The organism is Obesumbacterium proteus (assembly GCF_001586165.1).
Taxonomy (GTDB): Bacteria; Pseudomonadota; Gammaproteobacteria; order Enterobacterales; family Enterobacteriaceae; genus Hafnia; species Hafnia protea.
Window position 1 is genome coordinate 264,451 of sequence record NZ_CP014608.1, and the last position, 18,965, is coordinate 283,415.

At 49.3% G+C, this 18,965-nt stretch carries 19 protein-coding genes; 12 read left to right on the forward strand and 7 right to left on the reverse strand.

Annotation, left to right across the window (positions count from 1 at the left end; translation table 11 throughout):
• Positions 1–103 precede the first annotated feature (103 nt).
• Positions 104–1,120: a tRNA dihydrouridine(20/20a) synthase DusA gene (gene dusA / locus DSM2777_RS01385; RefSeq protein WP_061552996.1), complete on the reverse strand. Its 1,017-nt coding sequence runs from the start codon at positions 1,118–1,120 to the stop codon at positions 104–106.
• Positions 1,121–1,440: 320 nt separating this feature from the next.
• On the opposite strand from dusA, the gene DSM2777_RS01390 reads away from it, so the two are divergent.
• From DSM2777_RS01390 to zur, 4 genes are all read left to right on the forward strand, one after another.
• A complete protein-coding gene (locus tag DSM2777_RS01390; protein WP_046457569.1) occupies positions 1,441–2,046 on the forward strand; it encodes a TetR/AcrR family transcriptional regulator in 606 nt (201 codons plus the stop codon).
• A 121-nt stretch (positions 2,047–2,167) separates the two neighbouring features.
• Positions 2,168–2,329, forward strand: a complete 162-nt coding sequence (locus tag DSM2777_RS24635; RefSeq protein WP_165490603.1) for a hypothetical protein — start codon at positions 2,168–2,170, stop codon at positions 2,327–2,329.
• A 116-nt stretch (positions 2,330–2,445) separates the two neighbouring features.
• Positions 2,446–2,748, forward strand: coding sequence for a hypothetical protein (locus DSM2777_RS01395; RefSeq protein ID WP_025802409.1), 303 nt, complete (start codon positions 2,446–2,448; stop codon positions 2,746–2,748).
• 176 nt (positions 2,749–2,924) lie between these two features.
• On the forward strand, positions 2,925–3,434 hold the full coding sequence (gene zur, locus DSM2777_RS01400; protein WP_046457567.1) for a zinc uptake transcriptional repressor Zur: 510 nt from the start codon (positions 2,925–2,927) through the stop codon (positions 3,432–3,434).
• Positions 3,435–3,626: 192 nt separating this feature from the next.
• On the opposite strand, the gene DSM2777_RS01405 is transcribed toward zur, so the two are convergent.
• The 5 genes from DSM2777_RS01405 to dpiB all read right to left on the reverse strand — a co-directional run bounded on the left by DSM2777_RS01405 (position 3,627) and on the right by dpiB (position 8,746).
• Complete coding sequence (locus DSM2777_RS01405) at positions 3,627–3,836, reverse strand: CsbD family protein (protein ID WP_025802413.1); 210 nt, start codon at positions 3,834–3,836, stop codon at positions 3,627–3,629.
• Positions 3,837–4,166: 330 nt separating this feature from the next.
• Complete coding sequence (dinF, locus tag DSM2777_RS01410; RefSeq protein ID WP_046457566.1) at positions 4,167–5,507, reverse strand: MATE family efflux transporter DinF; 1,341 nt, start codon at positions 5,505–5,507, stop codon at positions 4,167–4,169.
• A 137-nt stretch (positions 5,508–5,644) separates the two neighbouring features.
• Positions 5,645–6,253, reverse strand: a complete 609-nt coding sequence (lexA, locus tag DSM2777_RS01415) for a transcriptional repressor LexA (protein WP_025802416.1) — start codon at positions 6,251–6,253, stop codon at positions 5,645–5,647.
• Positions 6,254–6,417: 164 nt separating this feature from the next.
• A complete protein-coding gene (gene dpiA, locus DSM2777_RS01420; protein ID WP_061552997.1) occupies positions 6,418–7,116 on the reverse strand; it encodes a two-component response regulator DpiA in 699 nt (232 codons plus the stop codon).
• On the reverse strand, positions 7,085–8,746 hold the full coding sequence (dpiB, locus tag DSM2777_RS01425; RefSeq protein ID WP_046457564.1) for a sensor histidine kinase DpiB: 1,662 nt from the start codon (positions 8,744–8,746) through the stop codon (positions 7,085–7,087). Before dpiB ends, dpiA begins: the two co-directional genes overlap by 32 nt.
• A 391-nt stretch (positions 8,747–9,137) precedes the next feature.
• On the opposite strand from dpiB, the gene citC reads away from it, so the two are divergent.
• The 7 genes from citC to DSM2777_RS01460 are packed head-to-tail and all read left to right on the forward strand — an operon-like array spanning position 9,138 to position 15,889.
• Positions 9,138–10,214, forward strand: a complete 1,077-nt coding sequence (gene citC, locus DSM2777_RS01430; RefSeq protein ID WP_046457563.1) for a [citrate (pro-3S)-lyase] ligase — start codon at positions 9,138–9,140, stop codon at positions 10,212–10,214.
• A complete protein-coding gene (gene citD / locus DSM2777_RS01435; protein WP_061552998.1) occupies positions 10,211–10,507 on the forward strand; it encodes a citrate lyase acyl carrier protein in 297 nt (98 codons plus the stop codon). The genes citC and citD overlap by 4 nt, the downstream gene beginning before the upstream one ends.
• Positions 10,504–11,412, forward strand: a complete 909-nt coding sequence (gene citE, locus DSM2777_RS01440) for a citrate (pro-3S)-lyase subunit beta (protein ID WP_025802426.1) — start codon at positions 10,504–10,506, stop codon at positions 11,410–11,412. Before citD ends, citE begins: the two co-directional genes overlap by 4 nt.
• Positions 11,413–11,423: 11 nt before the next feature.
• Positions 11,424–12,956 (forward strand): citrate lyase subunit alpha, encoded by a 1,533-nt coding sequence (citF, locus tag DSM2777_RS01445; protein WP_061552999.1) that lies wholly within the window; start codon positions 11,424–11,426, stop codon positions 12,954–12,956.
• A 3-nt stretch (positions 12,957–12,959) separates the two neighbouring features.
• Positions 12,960–13,514 carry a citrate lyase holo-[acyl-carrier protein] synthase gene (gene citX, locus DSM2777_RS01450; protein ID WP_046457560.1) on the forward strand — a complete coding sequence of 185 codons (555 nt, stop codon included), beginning with the start codon at positions 12,960–12,962 and terminating at the stop codon, positions 13,512–13,514.
• Complete coding sequence (citG, locus tag DSM2777_RS01455) at positions 13,486–14,394, forward strand: triphosphoribosyl-dephospho-CoA synthase CitG (RefSeq protein ID WP_046457559.1); 909 nt, start codon at positions 13,486–13,488, stop codon at positions 14,392–14,394. Before citX ends, citG begins: the two co-directional genes overlap by 29 nt.
• A gap of 31 nt (positions 14,395–14,425) precedes the next feature.
• Positions 14,426–15,889, forward strand: a complete 1,464-nt coding sequence (locus DSM2777_RS01460; RefSeq protein ID WP_061553000.1) for an anion permease — start codon at positions 14,426–14,428, stop codon at positions 15,887–15,889.
• A gap of 83 nt (positions 15,890–15,972) precedes the next feature.
• Here the strand turns inward: DSM2777_RS01460 and DSM2777_RS01465 are convergent, their stop codons facing one another.
• Positions 15,973–16,338, reverse strand: coding sequence for a diacylglycerol kinase (locus DSM2777_RS01465; RefSeq protein WP_061553001.1), 366 nt, complete (start codon positions 16,336–16,338; stop codon positions 15,973–15,975).
• A 127-nt stretch (positions 16,339–16,465) separates the two neighbouring features.
• On the opposite strand from DSM2777_RS01465, the gene plsB reads away from it, so the two are divergent.
• Positions 16,466–18,931 (forward strand): glycerol-3-phosphate 1-O-acyltransferase PlsB, encoded by a 2,466-nt coding sequence (gene plsB, locus DSM2777_RS01470; RefSeq protein WP_046457557.1) that lies wholly within the window; start codon positions 16,466–16,468, stop codon positions 18,929–18,931.
• Positions 18,932–18,965: the final 34 nt, after the last annotated feature.

Sequence of the window (18,965 nt, forward strand, 5' to 3'; positions counted from 1 at the left end):
ACAAGAATCATGCCAAGAATATAAATTACGTAACTATCTGAATTTACGAGAAAGCGCTGCAACGTAGGCTACAGCGCCTGATGAGTTTTACTAACTTTTAGTTTTATTCACCACGTGACTGACTAACAAATTGCAAAGCGGCTTCAACCACTTCAACGCCAGCTCCCGCCTTGTGCGCATTTTCACTCAGATGACGACGCCATTGGCGAGCGCCCGGAATGCTCTGGAATATACCGAGTATATGGCGTGTGATATGGCCCAGATAGGTTCCATTAGCCAATTCACGTTCAATATACGGATACAAAGAACGTACCACATCAATGCTGTTCGGCACTTCGACAGAGGGATCAAATAACTCGCGATCGACATGCGCCAAAATGCTTGGGCTTTGATAGGCTTCGCGCCCCATCATCACGCCGTCCAGATGCTGTAGATGAATTTTGGCTTCTTCCAGCGTTTTAACACCACCGTTGATAGCGATGTTCAGATGTGGGAAGTCACGTTTCAACTGATAAACACGCTCATAATCAAGCGGCGGGATCTCGCGGTTTTCTTTCGGACTTAAGCCAGAGAGCCATGCTTTGCGCGCATGAACTGTAAAGCTATTGCATTCGCCTTTGCCTGAAACTATGCCGATAAAATCGCACAAAAACTCGTAGCTATCCTGATCGTCAATACCAATACGCGTTTTCACGGTCACAGGAATAGAAACTACATCACGCATCGCTTTAATGCCGTCGGCAACCAGCTGGGCTTCGCCCATCAAGCAAGCACCAAAACGGCCATTTTGAACGCGATCCGAAGGGCATCCTACGTTGAGGTTAATCTCATCATAGCCACGCTGCTCAGCTAAACGCGCACAATGCGCCAGAGCTTCAGGATCGCTCCCTCCCAGCTGCAACGCCAACGGATGCTCTTCTTCGCTGTAAGCTAAGTAGTCGCCTTTACCATGAATAATGGCACCTGTTGTCACCATCTCGGTATATAAAAGCGCCTGTTTAGTCAGCTTGCGATGAAAATAGCGGCAGTGGCGATCGGTCCAATCCAGCATCGGCGCAACGGAAAAGCGACTCTGGCTGAATGGCATAGCAGAAGAAGGATTATTGGCGTTTTGGGTCATTATTCTCAGGATTTCAGTCAGTTTGAATCAGATACGGCGCCTAGAAAAAACAGCATCACCGTGAATATTGAACAAGTATACCGTGAATTTGAGCTGAACCCACAGACTTCCGCGCTCATGCCTTGCAGCCAGAGGCTCAAGCACTCTGCTTGAGAAAACGTGAGATACCTGATTTTTCGGCAGAACTGAGATACTCTTACAGCCATTAGCGACTGTGGCTAGCGTTACCCTGTGTGTAAACTAATCCATACACATGTGATCTGGTTCACAGATTTACTTGATTATTGACTTAGACCAACCGGTCTACTATAGCAACTCACATGAACAAAACGACGAGCACGACCAACAGCACCTGCGAACACATCTTAGATGTGGGTGAAGAATTGATTTTAAACCTTGGCTTTACGGCGATGGGTTTAAATGAGCTTCTGGCTACCGCAGGGGTACCAAAAGGTTCGTTCTACCATTACTTCAAATCGAAAGAGAAGTTTGGTGAAGCTATGCTTACCCGTTATTTCAGCGATTACGTGATCATGCTGAAAGAGAAATTTTCGGATGGGCAAAAGACACAGCGTCAGCATTTGTTAGATTATTTCTCACATTGGATGACGCAAAGCTGTGAAACGGTATGCCACAGCAAGTGCTTAGTCGTAAAACTGGCAGGTGAAGTCAGTGATTTATCAGAGGTCATGCGTGAAGCATTAGATTCTGGTATCACGCGTGTCATCGCCCAGTTGCAGTCGAGTATCGAATCTGGCGTTGAAGAGGGGTCGCTGGTGATTGAAGAATCCCCCGAACTACTCGCAGATTCACTATACTCTTTATGGTTAGGCGCAGCGTTACGGGCTAAGGTCAACAGATCTGATGCACCGTTTGTTTCAGCCATGCAGCGTACGGAACGCTTGCTGAAGCCCGGCACCATTTAAAGAGATAATCGCAGCACAAAGAATGCCTGCGTGAAAACGTTTGGCATTATTTTTTACCCTTTAACTAGACGACTGGTCTATTAAATCAGTATCTAGATCACACATTTAGCGAGATGACAGCATGAAAACTATTACTTTGACCGTACTAATGACTCTAGCCCTTGCGGGTTCTGCTTTTGCACAAAGCTTTTCAGATATGACCGCTAGCGAACAACGCGCAACCGTCGTCAATCATCTGAACAACGGTAGTGCTCAAGCTCATCAGATCACTATCAATAAATAATCGGCATTGCCCAGTGCCATACAGAACTGAATTTGTTATTAAAACCTGCAAAGTAGGTCAGTGAGTCGCCACCGAGTGCCCTGACCTACTTCAAAAAATTTAAAGAAGAGAAAATCATGAAAACTTCAATTTTACTGTCTGCTATCGTTGCTCTTACTCTCACTGGTTCGGCTTTCGCTCAATCATTTTCTGACCTAAGCCCAGCAGAACAAAGTACCTTGGCATATTCAAACCGCAACGGCTCTGCTTACGCTCATCAGATGATGGCTAAACAAAAACTGCATGAAGCCGGTATCGCGAGTTCTACCGTCCACGGTAGCGCAACGTTTTCACAGCTAAGTGCACAGGATCAACGCGCAACTGTTATCAATAATCTGAATAACGGCGACGCCTATGCGCATCAGTCTGAAATCAAATAACAGATTGAATATTTGCCACTGCTGCCTTAAGTAAAAGCGGGCTGACGGGAATCCCCTGTCAGCCCGTTTTATTTTGGGTGAGCAAATGCTGCCAACAAAAATGTAGCTTGAAGTATGACGGGTATAATTATGTTAAAATAACGGCACCCTATTGGCTTGGCCGGAAGCAAAACATCATGACCACAACTTCTTTAGAGCGACTGCTCGCACAGGCAGAAGAAATTTGTCTGCAACGCAATGTTCGACTGACTCCGCAAAGAATGGAAGTGTTGCGTCTGATGGCCTGCCAGAAAGGCACGATCAGTGCTTATGATTTACTGGATCTTCTGCGCGTCTCCGAACCACAGGCTAAACCGCCAACCATCTATCGTGCGCTCGACTTTTTGCTAGAACAAGGCTTCATCCACAAAGTGGAGTCCACTAATAGCTATGTGATGTGTCATCACATCGAAGAGCCTAGCCATACATCGGCATTATTTATTTGTCATCGCTGCGGGCAGGTAACTGAGCAAACAACCCAGGATGTACAGGAGCATTTAGAAAAGCTTGCTGCGCTGACGGGATTTTCATTACAGCATAGCGTGGTAGAAGCGCATGGTTTATGTCGAGACTGCGGGAAAATTGAATCCTGCGATAGCCGCGATACGTGTCATCACGATCATTCCGAGCCGAAAAAGAAAAAATAGCGTTTAAATTACGCATAAAAAAGAGCCGCATCTGCGGCTCTTTTTTTAATCATCTGCAATCAATATCAGCAGTGGCACATTATTAATAAAGGAATATCAGCAATGGCGTATTGTCCATTTTAATATTCGAATCCATTCTTTATTTATAATGCGTATTTGCAGAGTGATTATTTAGGCAAGTAAACTTAAATATCACCAACGATATTTATTATGATCTTCCCACGCTTTAACTTCTTTCTCAGCGGCTTCTTTCTGATAGCCGTAGCGTTCCTGAATTTTACCTACCAGCTGATCGCGCTTCCCTTCGATTACAGTAAGATCATCGTCGGTTAACTTACCCCATTTCTCTTTCACTGTTCCCTTGAACTGCTTCCAGTTACCGCTCGCTTGATCTTTATTCATAATAACTCCGTATCACTTATGTAATGGAATATATTCCCCACACATCTTTACTCGATTGAATTAATCACAATTGCGATGTGAGGCATCAGTTAACGTTCACCATTAAGACTAGCGGATACAGAGCATAAAAATATTTTCAGCTAGATAATCGATAATATTTAATAAAAAACTTTCGCAGAAAAGCACAAAAGCAGAGAGAAAACAGGGAATAAGCGGAGAATAATTTTTTTCACCTAGAATGTAAGCAAATATTAATAACGCGTCATTTTAGGGCAATGCAAAAACTATCAGAATTATCACATTGCCCTGATTATTTAACGCTATAACACCCTAATTTAACTCAATATTACCGGTGGGGAACCATGTTTTATCCCGCCAATGACGACGCCAGACAACCCACAAGGAAAGTCCGCGCAGCGATAAAAATACCGCCAAAGCCAACCATAAACCATGGTTGCCTAGCCAAGGGAGCGTGCACAGCGTTAAACCATAACCCGCCGCGGCAACGGCCATACTATTACGCATTTCGGCACCGCGCGTCGCGCCGATAAACATGCCATCTAATAGATAACACCACACGCCCAGCAGCGGTAAAACAATCTGCCACGGCAGGTAGTGCGACGCCAACGATTGTACTTCTGGCAACGAGGTTAAGATCTGAATGATTTGTTGACCAAATACGGCATACAGCATGGCAAAGAACACCGCCACGATACCCGCCTGCCGACAGGCAGAATGCCAGATTTTCTGTAGTTTACGACCGTCGCGTGCACCATAGGCCTGCCCAGAATGAGCTTCCACTGCATAGGCAAAACCATCTAGCGCATAGGCGGTAAACGTCAGCAGGTTCATCAGAACCGCATTCACCGCCACCACTTCGCTTCCCATTCTGGCACCCAGAATCGTCAGCGATGAAAAGCATAGTTGCAGCAGCAAAGAACGCAGCATGATGTCGCGGTTTAACGCCAACAGGCGGCGAAGGTTTCCACGCCACGCGTTGCGGAAATATTCCAGATGTAGGCCACGTAGCTTCATCACGTGCCAAACCAGACCGAGCCCCAGTAAAAAGGTCGCGTAGTCGGCAATCACCGTCGCACTTGCTGCACCGGGCACCTTCCAGCCCAGTCCAACAACAAACCACAGATCGAGCGTGATGTTAATAACGTTACCCACAACCAGCAATATGACCGGCGCACGGGCATATTGAACGCCTAACAGCCAGCCAAGAATAACAAGGTTCGCCAGCGTCGCAGGTGCACCAAGCCAGCGAATCTGCATAAACAAACGAGCCTGCTCGAGTACATCTTCATGACCGCCCACAATCCGCAGCACGCCGTTAATCAAAGGCTGTCGCAGCGCGATGATAACGATCCCTGCCAGCAACGCTATGAGCATTGGCTGCACAAGCGCACGAGCCAACGCCGTTTTATCCCCCGCGCCGAACGCTTGCGCAGTTAGCCCCGTGGTGCTCATGCGTAAAAATAGCAGCAGCATAAATAAGAATGACGTAGCCATCGCGCCAACGGCTACACCACCAAGATAAACAGGGCTATCCAAATGCCCAATTACGGCGGTATCGACTAGCCCTAACAACGGAACGGAGATATTCGATAGGATCATCGGCAGTGCGAGGATCCACAGCGCCTTATCGGTTGGTGTAAGCATTTTCATTTTTTTGAATTCATTCCAGATAACCGACCCGTTATCTCAACACAAAGAGGTTTACAGCATGAACGAATACGCCATAAAAAAGCCCCAATTAAGGGGCTTAGTCTATCGGTGTGATACCAAACGCAACAGGTGAAGTTTTAGATCCAGTCGCCGTTACGAATAACACCTACCGCTAAACCTTCAATCGTGAAGTTTTGCTCGCGCAGGTCAACAACAATAGGCTCGAAATCGCTGTTTTCTGGCAACAGCTGAACAATATTGCCTTGCTTTTTCAGTCGCTTAACCGTCACTTCATCTTCGATACGCGCAACCACAACCTGCCCATTACGCACATCCTGTGTTTTATGCACAGCCAGCAAATCGCCGTCTAAAATACCGATATCGCGCATCGACATTCCGTTAACGCGCAGTAAGAAATCGGCATTAGGCTTAAACAGAGCAGGATCGACCTGATAATGGCCTTCAATATGTTCTTGCGCTAGCAGAGGTTCACCCGCTGCCACGCGGCCAATTAACGGCAGGCCGGTTTCATCTTCCATCAAAAGACGAATACCACGCGAAGCACCGGAAACGATCTCGATAACGCCTTTACGTTGCAGTGCTTTTAAATGTTCTTCTGCCGCATTAGGAGAGCGGAATCCCAAGCGCTGAGCAATTTCAGCGCGGGTTGGCGGCATGCCAGTTTGTTCAATATGGTCACGAATCAGATCGTAGACTTCCTGCTGTCTGGCTGTAAGTGCTTTCATTCCACCACCTGTTTGTTTATACAGTTTTGCTGTGAGTATATACAGGTAGCGACCATTTTGAAACCGTCAAATACATAAAGATTGAGCCGTGACGCATCTGATCTGCATTAAGCGTGCGTTTTTTGTATTTTCAGTCAGCTACCCGTCAATAATCGGCCCATTCATCAGCCATTTTTGACCGTTTCTGGCGCTCTATAGGTTCGTTGTGGGCGGCCCACTTTTCCATACACGATTTCAGCCATAATCAGATGGCGGCCCGCGCAAAACTCTAAGTAGCGCCGTGCCGTTGTTCGGCTGAGTTTAAGCTCCTGCGCAACGGTTTCTGCGGTATGACGCGCATCAGGATCGGCAAATAGCTTCTGCACCTTATCTAAGGTCAGCGCATCGATGCCAACCGGCAATTCTTCTTTCTGCTCGCCACGCGCATAGGCATTGAACATATCATCAATTTGGCGCTGGCTGGCGCTATCGCTGTTAGCGAGCATCCGCTTGCGTACATGGTAGCGTTCAAGCGTTTGCCCCAAGCGTTCGTAAGCAATCGGCTTCACTAAATAGTCGAATACACCACAGCGCACCGCGTCTGACACCGTATCCATATCACTTGCCGCGGTGGTGAAAACCACACCGCCAGGGAAACGAGCCTGAGTTAATTCATGCAATAGCGTGATGCCTTTGCCATCGGGTAAATAGTTATCCAGCAAGATGAGGTCGGGTTTGAATCGCTCAATCATCATTCTGGCCTGAGCAAGATTTCCCGCCAACCATACCTGACCACAGCCCTGGAAATGGCGAATAAACTCCGCATGCATTTCTGCAAGTGGCGTTTCGTCTTCAACTATTAGAATCGTTATTGGTTGTGTCATAAGTCTTTTTCACTTTCGGAATAAATACGGAAAATAAAGTTCCACAAGGTTCGTTGTCTTCCAACGTAATCACACCGCCACAGCGGCCTACATAGCTGGCAATCAGGTATAGCCCGATGCCATGCTCACCGGCGTCTTCTGTTTTGGTGCTGACCCCTTGCTCAAAAATAGCCTCACGTAAAGACTCTGGAACGCCACATCCTTGATCGGCTACTTCCACGATCACATCCTCGCCCTCGTCGCTAAGATACAGCTCGACGGTTTTATTGCCCTGCGAATTCTTCAGGCTAGCATCAAAGGCATTGTCGAGTAGATTACCCACGATGGCCGCGAACTCCGTGCTATCAAGCCCTTCAGGTAACTGACGTAGCTGACTGCCTTCGACCAAATTAAACGTCAGCCCCAGTTCCCGAGCGCGCTGCGCTTTACCAAAAAGTAGCCCCGCGACCTGACGGTCGTCGAAAGAACCTCTCAGACTATCAATAAGCTGCTGCTGCGCCTGCGATTCCCCTTTTACCATTGCCAGCGCACGATCATATTCTTTCATTTGTAACAGCCCGTTGATCGTCGACATCCAGTTAAGATGCTCATGACGTAACGTGCGCAGGCTTTCAACATACTGTTTTATCTGCGTGAGCTGGGCGTTGAGCGTGCTAATTTCATCTTTACTACGGAAACTGATAATTGCGCCCAATAGCTCATCGCCGAAATGTATGGCAGCACGGTTGGCAATAACGCTCAACCCATTAAAAGTGCAAATCACATCCTGCCGTTTTTCTTCTATTTGTTCCGTGAAAAAGCCCGCAGGATCAACAACCTCTTCAATCGGTTTCCCCAGCCATTGTCTTCCCGGCGAACTTAACCCTAGCATTTTGCGCGCATTTCGGTTGATCGCAGTAATCAGCCCATCGGGGTCGACCGCAATAAGTCCCTCATATACCGAGCCAAACAACGCGTCTTGCTGGCGCACCACGCGCGCAATTTGGCGCGGTTCCATTCCTAACATTTGCCGACGAATGTGTGAAGCAAACATCCACGACAGCAACATCAAGATAATAAGAATCAGGACAAACACGCCCGCCAAAGGCAGTAAAAAATCTAGTCGCCAGCTGTCTATCTTGCTGACCAAATAGCCCAGCGAAACCACGCCAATAATTTTGCCCTGCTCATCAAAAATCGGCGTTTTTGCACGCATTGCCATACCGATAGAACCTTTACCGGTAATAAAATAACTCTCGCCACGCTCCAACGCTCCGGGCTTACTCCATTGCATCGGAAGACCAATTTTGGCCGGATTAGGATGATATAAGCGGATAGAGTTTTTATCCCCGATAACAACATAGTCAAAATCCGAACCGGTACCTAATTTATTGGCGATAATGGCAAGACGTTTGGTATCTCTATTTTTGACTGCCGTGACAACACTATCAATTGAAGCAATGATTTTGGCCTGATTCATTGCCATATCACGCACATGATTACTAAGATAATCTTCAAATGAAGCAGATAAATATTTCCCTAGCGCGGCAACCAATAATGTTGAGACGAGGAGTAATAAAAGAAATATTCGTAAAGGAAATGCGATGCGGCTAAAAAACCTAAACTCTTTAACATTTGGTTTGCCAAACATCGATATTTCCTCTTTTTTGCGGCGAAATGATGGGCTAGTATCAGGGAAATGTAATGAATATGTTTCCTCATTTTCTGCCCACTACGGATTAGATCGTTGCAGATTCTACGGATTAAATCAATTAAACAAATAAAAACCACGTTACTTATCCAAATAAAAATAATTAAGAAAATAAAAACCATTAAGTCTATTTAATTCTGATAACTCTTTGTGAAATAGGTCAAGATTTCCCGCCTTAATACTCCTTACGATCATTCCGTCAACGCAAAAATATAAACGAATAAGATTAAAGCGTTGCGCCGAGCAATTGAAAATAAAACGTTATTGATATGCAACAAATCACAACAATTGTGATCCTACTGCACGCATGCGGCAAGCAACAGGAAACTCTATGTTTGGTAATACCGTATTTTCTCAGGTTAAGCGTTCGGAAAATAAGAAGATCGCTGTCATCGCTCATTTTCTTCGGGAAAATGGCCTGAGCATTGATTCCACGGTGGAAGTGTTTATTACCGTCACCCGTGATGACCAGCTAATCGCCTGCGGTGGAATAGCGGGGAATATTATTAAATGTGTTGCTATCAGTGAATCTGTTCGCGGTGAAGGACTTGCGCTCACCCTCGCGACAGAATTAATTAATCTGGCGTATGAAAAGCACTGCACTCATTTATTTATATACACAAAAACCCAGAACGAAGCGTTATTCAAGCAGTGCGGCTTTTATACCGTCACCAGCGTACCGAACGTCATGGTGCTGATGGAAAACAGCGCCACGCGTATTCAGCGCTACGCCAGCTATCTCACTACGCTGCGCCACGACGGTAATAAAATTGGCAGCATCGTTATGAATGCCAACCCGTTTACCAACGGGCATCGTTATCTGGTTCAGCAGGCGGCGGCGCAATGCGACTGGCTGCACTTGTTTTTGGTCAAAGAGGATACTTCGCGTTTCCCTTATGAGGATCGCCTAGAACTGGTGCGTGCCGGTACCGCTGATATCAAGAACTTAACCGTACACCGTGGTTCGGAATACATCATTTCCCGTGCGACGTTCCCTTGCTACTTCATCAAAGAGCAAGGCGTCGTGGACGATTGTTACACCGAGATCGACCTTAAAATTTTTCGTCAGTATTTGGCTCCAGCCTTGGGGATTACCCACCGTTTCGTCGGTACCGAACCGTACTGTCAGGTGACAGCCAAATACAATCGTGACATGCGCCACTGGTTGGAGACGCCGTCTCTGCCCGCTCCACCAATTGAACTGGTGGAAATTGAGCGTTTGCAATACCACGACACCGCGATCTCCGCCTCGTGGGTACGCAAACTGCTGGTGCAAAAAGATCTTCCGGCCATCGCGCCTTTGGTGCCTGAAGCGACCCGCGCTTATTTACAACGCCTGCTCGTTCCTCGCTCAGAAAACGTGACTGACCGGCCGCAGGAATCCGCATTAGTAACAGGTGAAAAATGAAAATAACCCAAGCAGCCGTCGCTGGCACTTTGGAGTCTAGCGATGTGATGGTGCGAATAGCGCCTATCGACACACCCGAGATTGATCTGCAAATCAGCAGCAGCGTTGAGAAACAGTTCGGCGACGCGATCCGCACTACCGTTATGGAGATTCTCAAACGCCATGATATTAGCGGCGTTCAGCTCATCGTTGATGACAAAGGTGCTTTGGATTGCATCCTACGCGCCCGTTTGGAAACGCTGCTGGTTCGCGCCAGCGATGTGAAAAACCTGCCTTGGGAGGAACGCGCATGACTTCTCGTATCGCTCAAGAGCGTAAATCTCGCACTCGTCGCAGTATGCTGTTTGTGCCGGGCGCAAACGCCGCAATGGTCAGTAATTCCTTTATCTATCATGCCGATGCATTGATGTTTGACCTAGAAGACTCCGTGGTTCTGCGTGAAAAAGATGCCGCTCGTCGCTTGGTTTATCACGCGTTGCAGCACCCGCTGTACCAAGACATCGAAACCATCGTGCGCGTCAACGCGCTAGATTCTGAATATGGCGTTGCCGATTTGGAAGCCGTGGTTCGCGGTGGCGCAGACATCGTGCGTCTGCCAAAAACTGATACCGCCCAAGACGTGATTGATATCGAAAACGAAATTGCTCGTATTGAAGCCGAATGTGGCCGCGAAGTCGGCAGCACCGGTCTTCTGGCAGCGATTGAATCCGCTCAGGGGATTACTCAGGCGGTGGCGATTGCTCACGCATCTCCACGCTTAATCGGTATCGCTCTGGGTGCAGAAGACTACGTGCGTAACCTGCGCACCGAACGTTCCCCTGAAGGCGTTGAACTGCTGTTCGCTCGCTGTTCAATTCTGCAAGCCGCTCGCTCCGCGGGCATTCAGGCTTTCGATACCGTCTATTCCGATGCCAACAATGAAGAAGGCTTCCTGCGCGAAGCTGCACATATCAAACAGCTGGGCTTTGACGGTAAATCACTGATCAACCCACGCCAAATTGAGTTATTGCACAACCTTTACGCCCCAACGCAAAAAGAAGTCAATCACGCGAAACTCGTGGTTGAAGCAGCAGAAGCTTCTGCACGTGAAGGCCGTGGCGTTGTTTCACTGAACGGCAAAATGGTTGATAGCCCAGTGATTGAACGCGCCCGTTTGGTTCTGTCTCGTGCAGAACTGTCTGGCATCCGTGAAGAATAAGGCGAAAAAAAATGACTCAGAAAAAAGAACTTCTTCAACGACAGGAACGCGTTTCGGCCTATACCCGCCAAACTGAAAGCGCACTGCCAAGCTATAAAAACGTTTCAAAATTGAATCTGCAGGCGCAAAAGCCTCGCGATAAAAAATTATGCAGCACGCTGGAAGAGGCAATTCGCCGCTCAGGTCTGCATGATGGCATGACCATCTCTTTCCACCACGCATTCCGCGGTGGCGATCTGACCATCAACTTAGTGATGGCCACTATTGCGCAGATGGGCTTCAAAAATCTTACGCTGGCGTCCAGCTCACTGAGCGATTGCCATGCCCCGTTGGTCGACCATATCCGTAACGGCGTTGTCAGCCGTATCTATACCTCTGGGCTGCGTGGCCCATTGGCGGAAGAAATCTCCCGTGGTCTGCTGGAAGAACCGGTACAGATCCACTCTCACGGTGGCCGCGTACATTTGGTTGAAAGCGGCGAGCTAAATATCGACGTGGCTTTCCTCGGGGTTCCTGCCTGCGACCCGTTTGGTAATGCGAACGGCTACACCGGCAAAGCCTGCTGTGGTTCTCTTGGCTATGCCAAAGTTGATGCTGAAAATGCGAAACAAGTGGTTCTTCTAACCGAAGAGCTGCTGCCATACCCGCACAACCCAGCCAGCATCATGCAGGATCAGGTTGATTTGATCGTGCAAATCGAACAGGTCGGTGATGCCGATAAGATCGGTGCAGATGCAACCCGTATGACCTCTAATCCGCGCGAACTGTTGATCGCTCGCAGCGCGGCTGACGTGGTGGTTAACTCCGGCTACTTCAAAGAGGGCTTCTCGCTGCAAACCGGTACCGGTGGTGCATCGCTGGCTGTCACCCGCTTCCTCGAAGACAAAATGCGTAGCCGCGATATTCATGCTGGCTTTGCGTTAGGCGGCATTACGTCCACCATCGTTGATCTGCACGAAAAAGGCTTCATCAAGAAGCTGCTGGACGTACAAAGCTTCGACCGTGCAGCCGCAGAGTCTTTAGCACGCAACCCGAACCACATCGAAATCAGCGCTAACCAGTATGCAAACTGGGGCTCAAAAGGTGCTTCCGTTGATCGCTTAGACGTCGTGGTGCTGAGTGCGCTGGAAGTGGACACTCACTTCAATGTGAACGTGCTGACCGGTTCTGACGGCGTTTTACGCGGCGCTTCCGGTGGCCACTGTGACACTGCGGTCGCTGCTGCGCTGTCTATCATCGTTGCCCCATTGGTACGTGGCCGCATTCCAACGCTGGTGGATGAAGTCACCACCTGCGTCACTCCAGGTTCAAGCGTCGATATTCTGGTTACTGACCACGGTATTGCCGTTAACCCTGCACGCCCAGAGCTGGCCGACCGCCTGAAAGCCGCTGGCTTGAAAGTGGTGTCCATCGAATGGCTGCGTGAACGTGCGCAAATCCTTACCGGACAACCTCGTGCGATCGAATTCACTGACCGTGTTATCGCCGTTGTGCGCTATCGCGATGGTTCCGTGATCGACGTCGTTCGTCAGGTTAAGGAATAAACCATGTTTTACCTGCTCCCAACTTTGGCGACCAGCCACACCGTTACATTGCCGGAACTGCTATTCAGCCGTGAATGCAGGCAGTCTCGGCAGACGGAGTGGCTGGCGCGCCATACCTCAACGCTGATCTCGTTTACCGTGGTCGCGCCTGGACCGATTAAAGATAGCGTGATGACACGCAAAATCTTTAATCACGGTCTGAAAGCGCTGTGCCAGCGTGTTGAACAATCAGGTTGGGAATTGAAGGAGCAGGCTTCTTTTGCGTTGGCGACCGGCCCTGAAGGGCTGCTCGCCATCGACGCACCGGCTCGCGTAGTTAAAAAAGCCATGATCGCACTCGAGCAAGAACATGTGCTTGGGCGTTTATGGGATATCGACGTACTGAATCCGCTAGGAAAAATTCTCTCTCGTCGTGACTTTTTACTCTCTAGCCGAACCTGTTTGCTGTGCCAACGCGAAGCGGCCGTATGCGCACGCGAAAGAGCACACGCAATTCCCGATCTGATCACCCGCATGGAGGCATTACTGCATGATGCCGATAACGCAGCAGCCGTCTGATTCCACCGCTACCGATGAGCATTTCGTCGCCCATTGTAGCGAGCTTGCTTACCGTGCCATGTTGGCTGAGGTCAATCTCACGCCAAAGCCGGGTTTGGTCGATAGAAATAACTGCGGCGCGCATAAAGACATGGCGCTGGAAGATTTTCACCGTAGCGCATTGGCGATCCGCCAATGGTTACCGCGTTTTATCGAATTTGGTGCCTGTAGCGCCAACCTTGCTGAATCAGACGTGCTCACCGGGCTACGTCCGATTGGCATCGCCTGCGAAACTGACATGTTCCGCGCAACTTTTGGCGTAAATACGCATAAAGGCAGCATTTTTTCTTTGGGGTTACTGTGCGCGGCTATTGGGCGTTTGCATCAAAGAAAAAGCGCTATCACACCTGAACTGATTTGTAGCACCGCCGCCGCTTTTTGCCGTGGGCTGACCGAACGTGAACTGCAAAATAACCATAACAATCAACAAAAAACTGCAGGACAGCGGCTTTATCGACAACTCGGCCTCACCGGCGCTCGCGGCGAAGCTGAGGCGGGCTATCCATTAGTTATTCAGCTTGCTCTGCCACATTACCAAGCTCGCCTCGCGCAGGGCACCGATCCTGAACTTGCCTTGCTCGATACGCTGTTAGTGCTGATGGCACATAACGGCGACACCAACGTAGCCTCACGCGGAGGCCAAAGCGGCCTCAGTTGGCTGCAACAGCGCGCTAAGGCATTGCTGCGTCAGGGTGGCATTCGCCAGCCCTCCGATCTCAAGCTCCTTCATGATTTCGACCAGGAATGCATTCAACGCAACCTCAGCGCCGGCGGCTGCGCCGACCTGCTGATTATTACCTGGTTTTTGGCTCAAATTTCGCACTTCAATTATTCACATTAAACTTTAAAAATTCCTTCTTGGAGAATCAGTTATGTCTGTTTCAAAAGATAAGATATGGAAATTAGTCGCACCTCTGCTGGTTATGGCAGTGATGTTACTTATTCCTGTTCCTGATGGTATGCCTCCGCAGGCGTGGCACTATTTTGCCGTGTTTGTGGCTATGATCGTCGGGATGATTTTGGAGCCTATCCCTGCTACGGCAATCAGCTTTATCGCCGTCACTATCTGCGTTATCGGCAGCAACTATTTGCTGTTTGATGCAAAAGAGCTGGCCGATCCGGCTTTTAATGCAGGAAAACAGGCTCTGAAATGGGGTCTGGCTGGATTCTCCAGCACCACCGTGTGGTTGGTGTTTGGCGCATTCATTTTTGCACTGGGTTATGAAGTTACTGGGCTAGGCCGTCGTATCGCGCTGTTCATGGTTAAGTTCATGGGTAAGCGAACACTTACTCTCGGCTATGCCATTGTTATCATTGATATCATGTTGGCACCGTTTACGCCGTCTAACACCGCGCGTACCGGTGGTACCGTATTCCCAGTCATCAAGAACCTGCCACCGCTGTTCAAATCATTCCCTAACGATCCGTCATCACGTCGCATCGGCGGTTATTTGATGTGGATGATGGTGATCAGTACCAGCCTGAGTTCTTCCATGTTCGTGACCGGCGCTGCGCCAAACGTTCTGGGCTTGGAATTCGTGAGTAAAATCGCGGGTATTCAAATTAGCTGGCTGCAATGGTTCCTGAGCTTCCTACCAGTGGGTCTTATCCTGCTGATCGTGGCGCCATGGTTATCTTATGTGCTGTATAAACCAGAAGTTACGCACAGCGCAGAAGTCTCTGAATGGGCCGGTGGCGCATTAAAAGAGATGGGCAGCTTAACCAGTAAAGAGATCACCCTGATTGGTTTAGTGCTGCTGAGCTTGGGCTTGTGGGTCTTCGGCGGTGATTTCATCGACGCCACTGCGGTTGGCCTGTTGGCGGTATCTCTGATGTTGGCCCTGCACGTTGTGCCTTGGAAAGACATCACAAAATACAACAGCGCATGGAATGCGTTGGTAAACCTCGCCACGTTAGTGGTTATGGCAAACGGTTTGACGCGTTCAGGCTTTATCGACTGGTTTGCTAACACCATGAGCACGCATCTGGAAGGCTTCTCGCCAAATGCGACCGTAATTGTGCTGGTATTGGTGTTCTACTTCGCTCACTACCTGTTTGCCAGCCTGTCTGCGCATACTGCTACCATGCTGCCTGTGATTTTGGCCGTGGGTAAAGGTATCCCAGGCGTGCCTATGGAACACCTGTGTATTCTGCTGGTGCTGTCTATCGGTATCATGGGCTGCTTAACTCCATACGCCACTGGCCCTGGGGTTATCATCTACGGCTGCGGATATGTGAAATCCAAAGACTACTGGCGCTTGGGTGCCATCTTCGGTGTGATTTACATCTCCCTGCTGCTGCTGGTGGGTTGGCCGATTCTGGCACTGTGGAGCTAAACCGCTCTGCTTGACCTGCTAGATAATATTAAGGCCACCCAAGGGTGGCCTTAATGCACTATGAATGTAAGCACATACTCACATTACATGTAGTGTCCCCACAGGATGCTGACCCAAATAAAGGCGGACAACCACAGGGCAACAAACACTGCGGCAGAGCCCATATCTTTTGCGCGTCCAGAGAGCTCGTGGAACTCAGACCCGATACGGTCAACAACGGCCTCAATCGCGCTGTTAACGATTTCTAAGATCACCACCAGCGTAACGCAGCCTATCAGCAAGATACGTTCAACAACAGAGACATCCAGCCATGCAGCAATCACCACTGCCACAATCATCAGCATCAATTCTTGGCGGAATGCAGCCTCGTGTTTCCACGCCGCTTTCAATCCCTTCACCGAGTAACCAGCGGCTTTAACAATTCGAGTCAATCCGGTAGTGCTATTCATTTTAATTCCATCAAAATTTAGAAGTCTTATGTGATTTTAGCGACTTCTCATTCACTCATCACCACAGATCTCAAACCGTGTTTCTGGTATCCTTGCGGCGAATGGCTAACAAGAGGCTTTCTGTTTTATGTCAGGTTGGCGTAAATTTTACTATAAGTTATTGAATCTACCGCTGAAGCTACTGGTTAAAAGCAAGGTAATCCCTTCTGAACCGGTGGCTGAGCTACGTTTAGACACCACCCGCCCGGTGCTGTATGTCTTACCTTATAACTCAAAAGCGGATTTATTGACCTTCCGAGATCGCTGTTTGGCTCAGGACCTGCCTGATCCGCTCGACGATAACGAAATTGACGGCACTATATTGCCACGCTACGTCTTCATTGACGATGGCCCGCGCGTATTCCGTTATTACGCGCCGAAGCAAGAATCCGTCAAACTGTTCCATGACTATCTGGATCTGCACCGCAACAACCCTTCACTGGATATCCAAATGATCCCGGTGTCGGTTATGTTTGGGCGCTCTCCGGGTCGTGAAGGCCACAGCGGAGCCCCGCAGCTGCGTTTGCTTAACGGTATCCAAAAATTCTTTGCCGTTATCTGGTTAGGTCGTGACAGCTTCGTGCGTTTCTCTAACGTCGTTTCACTGCGCTATATGGCAGACGAGCACGGTACAGACCAAACTATCGCCCAGAAACTCGCACGCGTGGCGCGTATGCACTTCTCCCGTCAGCGCTTAGCCGCGGTGGGTCCAAGCCTGCCCGATCGCCAAGCGTTGTTCAATAAACTGCTCTCATCCAAAGCGATAGAGAAAGCGGTTGAGGACGAAGCACGTAGCAAAAAAATCTCCCGTGAAAAAGCACAGCAAAATGCGGTTGCTTTGATGGAAGAAGTTGCGGCTAACTTCACCTACGAAGCGGTGCGTTTATCCGACCGCGTGCTGAGCTGGACATGGAACCGTTTGTACCAAGGTATCAACGTCCATAACGCTGAACGCGTGCGTAAATTGGCGCAGGACGGCCATGAGATTGTTTATGTGCCCTGCCATCGCAGCCACATGGACTATCTGCTGTTGTCCTACGTGCTTTATCACCAAGGCTTAGTGCCGCCGCACATTGCGGCCGGTATCAACCTGAACTTCTGGCCAGCCGGTCCGATTTTCCGCCGTTTGGGTGCGTTCTTTATTCGCCGTACCTTCAAAGGGAATAAGCTTTATTCCACCGTATTCCGTGAATACTTGGGCGAGCTGTTTAGCCGTGGTTATTCGGTTGAATACTTTATGGAGGGCGGCCGTTCACGCACGGGCCGTTTGCTTGAGCCTAAAACAGGTACACTGGCCATGACCATTCAGGCCATGCTGCGCGGTGGTAAGCGCCCAATCACGCTGGTTCCGGTGTATATCGGCTACGAACACGTGATGGAAGTGGCTACCTACGCCAAAGAGCTACGCGGTGCTACCAAAGAGAAAGAGAGCCTGATTCAGATGGTTCGCGGGCTGCGTAAACTGCGCAATCTGGGACAGGGTTACGTGAACTTTGGTGAGCCAATTCCGATCAACAACTGGCTGAATCAGCACGTTCCTGAATGGCGCGAATCTATCGATCCAATCGAAGCGCAGCGTCCTAGCTGGTTAACGCCAACGGTTAACGCTATCGCCAATACCGTGATGGTGAATATCAACAAGTCAGCGGCAGCTAACGCGATGAACCTCTGTTCAACCGCGCTGTTGGCTTCTCGCCAACGTGCCCTGACGCGTGAGCAGCTGTTAGAGCAGCTAGACTGCTACTTACAGCTGTTACGTAATGCGCCTTATGCCGAAGATGCCACTACGCCAAACCAAACCGCTGAGGAGCTGCTGCAACATGCTCTTCAGATGGATAAGTTTGAAGTAGAAAAAGACAACATCGGCGAGCTCATCATCCTGCCACGCGAACAGGCAGTATTGATGACGTATTACCGCAACAATATTCAGCACATGCTGGTACTGCCGTCGCTGATTGCCAACATGGTGATGAACCATAACAGCATTTCGCGCACGGAGCTGCTGCGTCAGGTGGATTTACTCTACCCAATGCTGAAGGAAGAGCTGTTCTTGCATTATGAGCGCAGCGACTTACCGCAGGTGCTTGAACCGATTATTACCGAGCTATGCCGCCAGCAATTGATTTGCGCGAAGGGCGACGAGTTGGTGATGAATCCGGGCCGTATCCGCACGCTACAGCTTTTGGCTGCTGGTGTGCGTGAAACACTGCAACGTTATGCGATTACCTTCTCTCTGCTTAGCGCGAACCCAAGCATCAGCCGTGGTGCGCTGGAAAAAGAGAGCCGTATTATGGCGCAGCGTTTGTCGGTTCTGCACGGCATCAACGCACCTGAATTCTTCGATAAAGCGGTGTTTGCTACCTTGGTGGGAACCTTGCGTTCCGAAGGCTACATCAACGACGTTGGTGATGCGATCCCTGAACACACCATGGAAATCTATAACCTGCTGGTTGCTATGATTACGCCAGAGATCAAACTGACCATCGAAAGCGTGAGCGCGCCTGAGATGGAAACCTTACCTCCGGCCGAAGACGATAGCGACAAGAGCGAATAACGTCTCGTTAATCCCTCTTGGTTAAATAAGAAAA

Coding starts and splice junctions, on each gene's coding strand:
- citD (WP_061552998.1), top strand. CDS start 10,211: ATGAAAATAACCCAAGCAGCCGTCGCTGGCACTTTGGAGTCTAGCGAT.
- citE (WP_025802426.1), top strand. CDS start 10,504: ATGACTTCTCGTATCGCTCAAGAGCGTAAATCTCGCACTCGTCGCAGT.
- DSM2777_RS24635 (WP_165490603.1), top strand. CDS start 2,168: ATGAAAACTATTACTTTGACCGTACTAATGACTCTAGCCCTTGCGGGT.
- citF (WP_061552999.1), top strand. CDS start 11,424: ATGACTCAGAAAAAAGAACTTCTTCAACGACAGGAACGCGTTTCGGCC.
- zur (WP_046457567.1), top strand. CDS start 2,925: ATGACCACAACTTCTTTAGAGCGACTGCTCGCACAGGCAGAAGAAATT.
- dpiA (WP_061552997.1), bottom strand. CDS start 7,116: ATGACACAACCAATAACGATTCTAATAGTTGAAGACGAAACGCCACTT.
- DSM2777_RS01460 (WP_061553000.1), top strand. CDS start 14,426: ATGTCTGTTTCAAAAGATAAGATATGGAAATTAGTCGCACCTCTGCTG.
- dinF (WP_046457566.1), bottom strand. CDS start 5,507: ATGAAAATGCTTACACCAACCGATAAGGCGCTGTGGATCCTCGCACTG.
- DSM2777_RS01405 (WP_025802413.1), bottom strand. CDS start 3,836: ATGAATAAAGATCAAGCGAGCGGTAACTGGAAGCAGTTCAAGGGAACA.
- DSM2777_RS01390 (WP_046457569.1), top strand. CDS start 1,441: ATGAACAAAACGACGAGCACGACCAACAGCACCTGCGAACACATCTTA.
- citX (WP_046457560.1), top strand. CDS start 12,960: ATGTTTTACCTGCTCCCAACTTTGGCGACCAGCCACACCGTTACATTG.
- DSM2777_RS01395 (WP_025802409.1), top strand. CDS start 2,446: ATGAAAACTTCAATTTTACTGTCTGCTATCGTTGCTCTTACTCTCACT.
- citG (WP_046457559.1), top strand. CDS start 13,486: ATGATGCCGATAACGCAGCAGCCGTCTGATTCCACCGCTACCGATGAG.
- DSM2777_RS01465 (WP_061553001.1), bottom strand. CDS start 16,338: ATGAATAGCACTACCGGATTGACTCGAATTGTTAAAGCCGCTGGTTAC.
- dusA (WP_061552996.1), bottom strand. CDS start 1,120: ATGACCCAAAACGCCAATAATCCTTCTTCTGCTATGCCATTCAGCCAG.
- plsB (WP_046457557.1), top strand. CDS start 16,466: ATGTCAGGTTGGCGTAAATTTTACTATAAGTTATTGAATCTACCGCTG.
- lexA (WP_025802416.1), bottom strand. CDS start 6,253: ATGAAAGCACTTACAGCCAGACAGCAGGAAGTCTACGATCTGATTCGT.
- dpiB (WP_046457564.1), bottom strand. CDS start 8,746: ATGTTTGGCAAACCAAATGTTAAAGAGTTTAGGTTTTTTAGCCGCATC.
- citC (WP_046457563.1), top strand. CDS start 9,138: ATGTTTGGTAATACCGTATTTTCTCAGGTTAAGCGTTCGGAAAATAAG.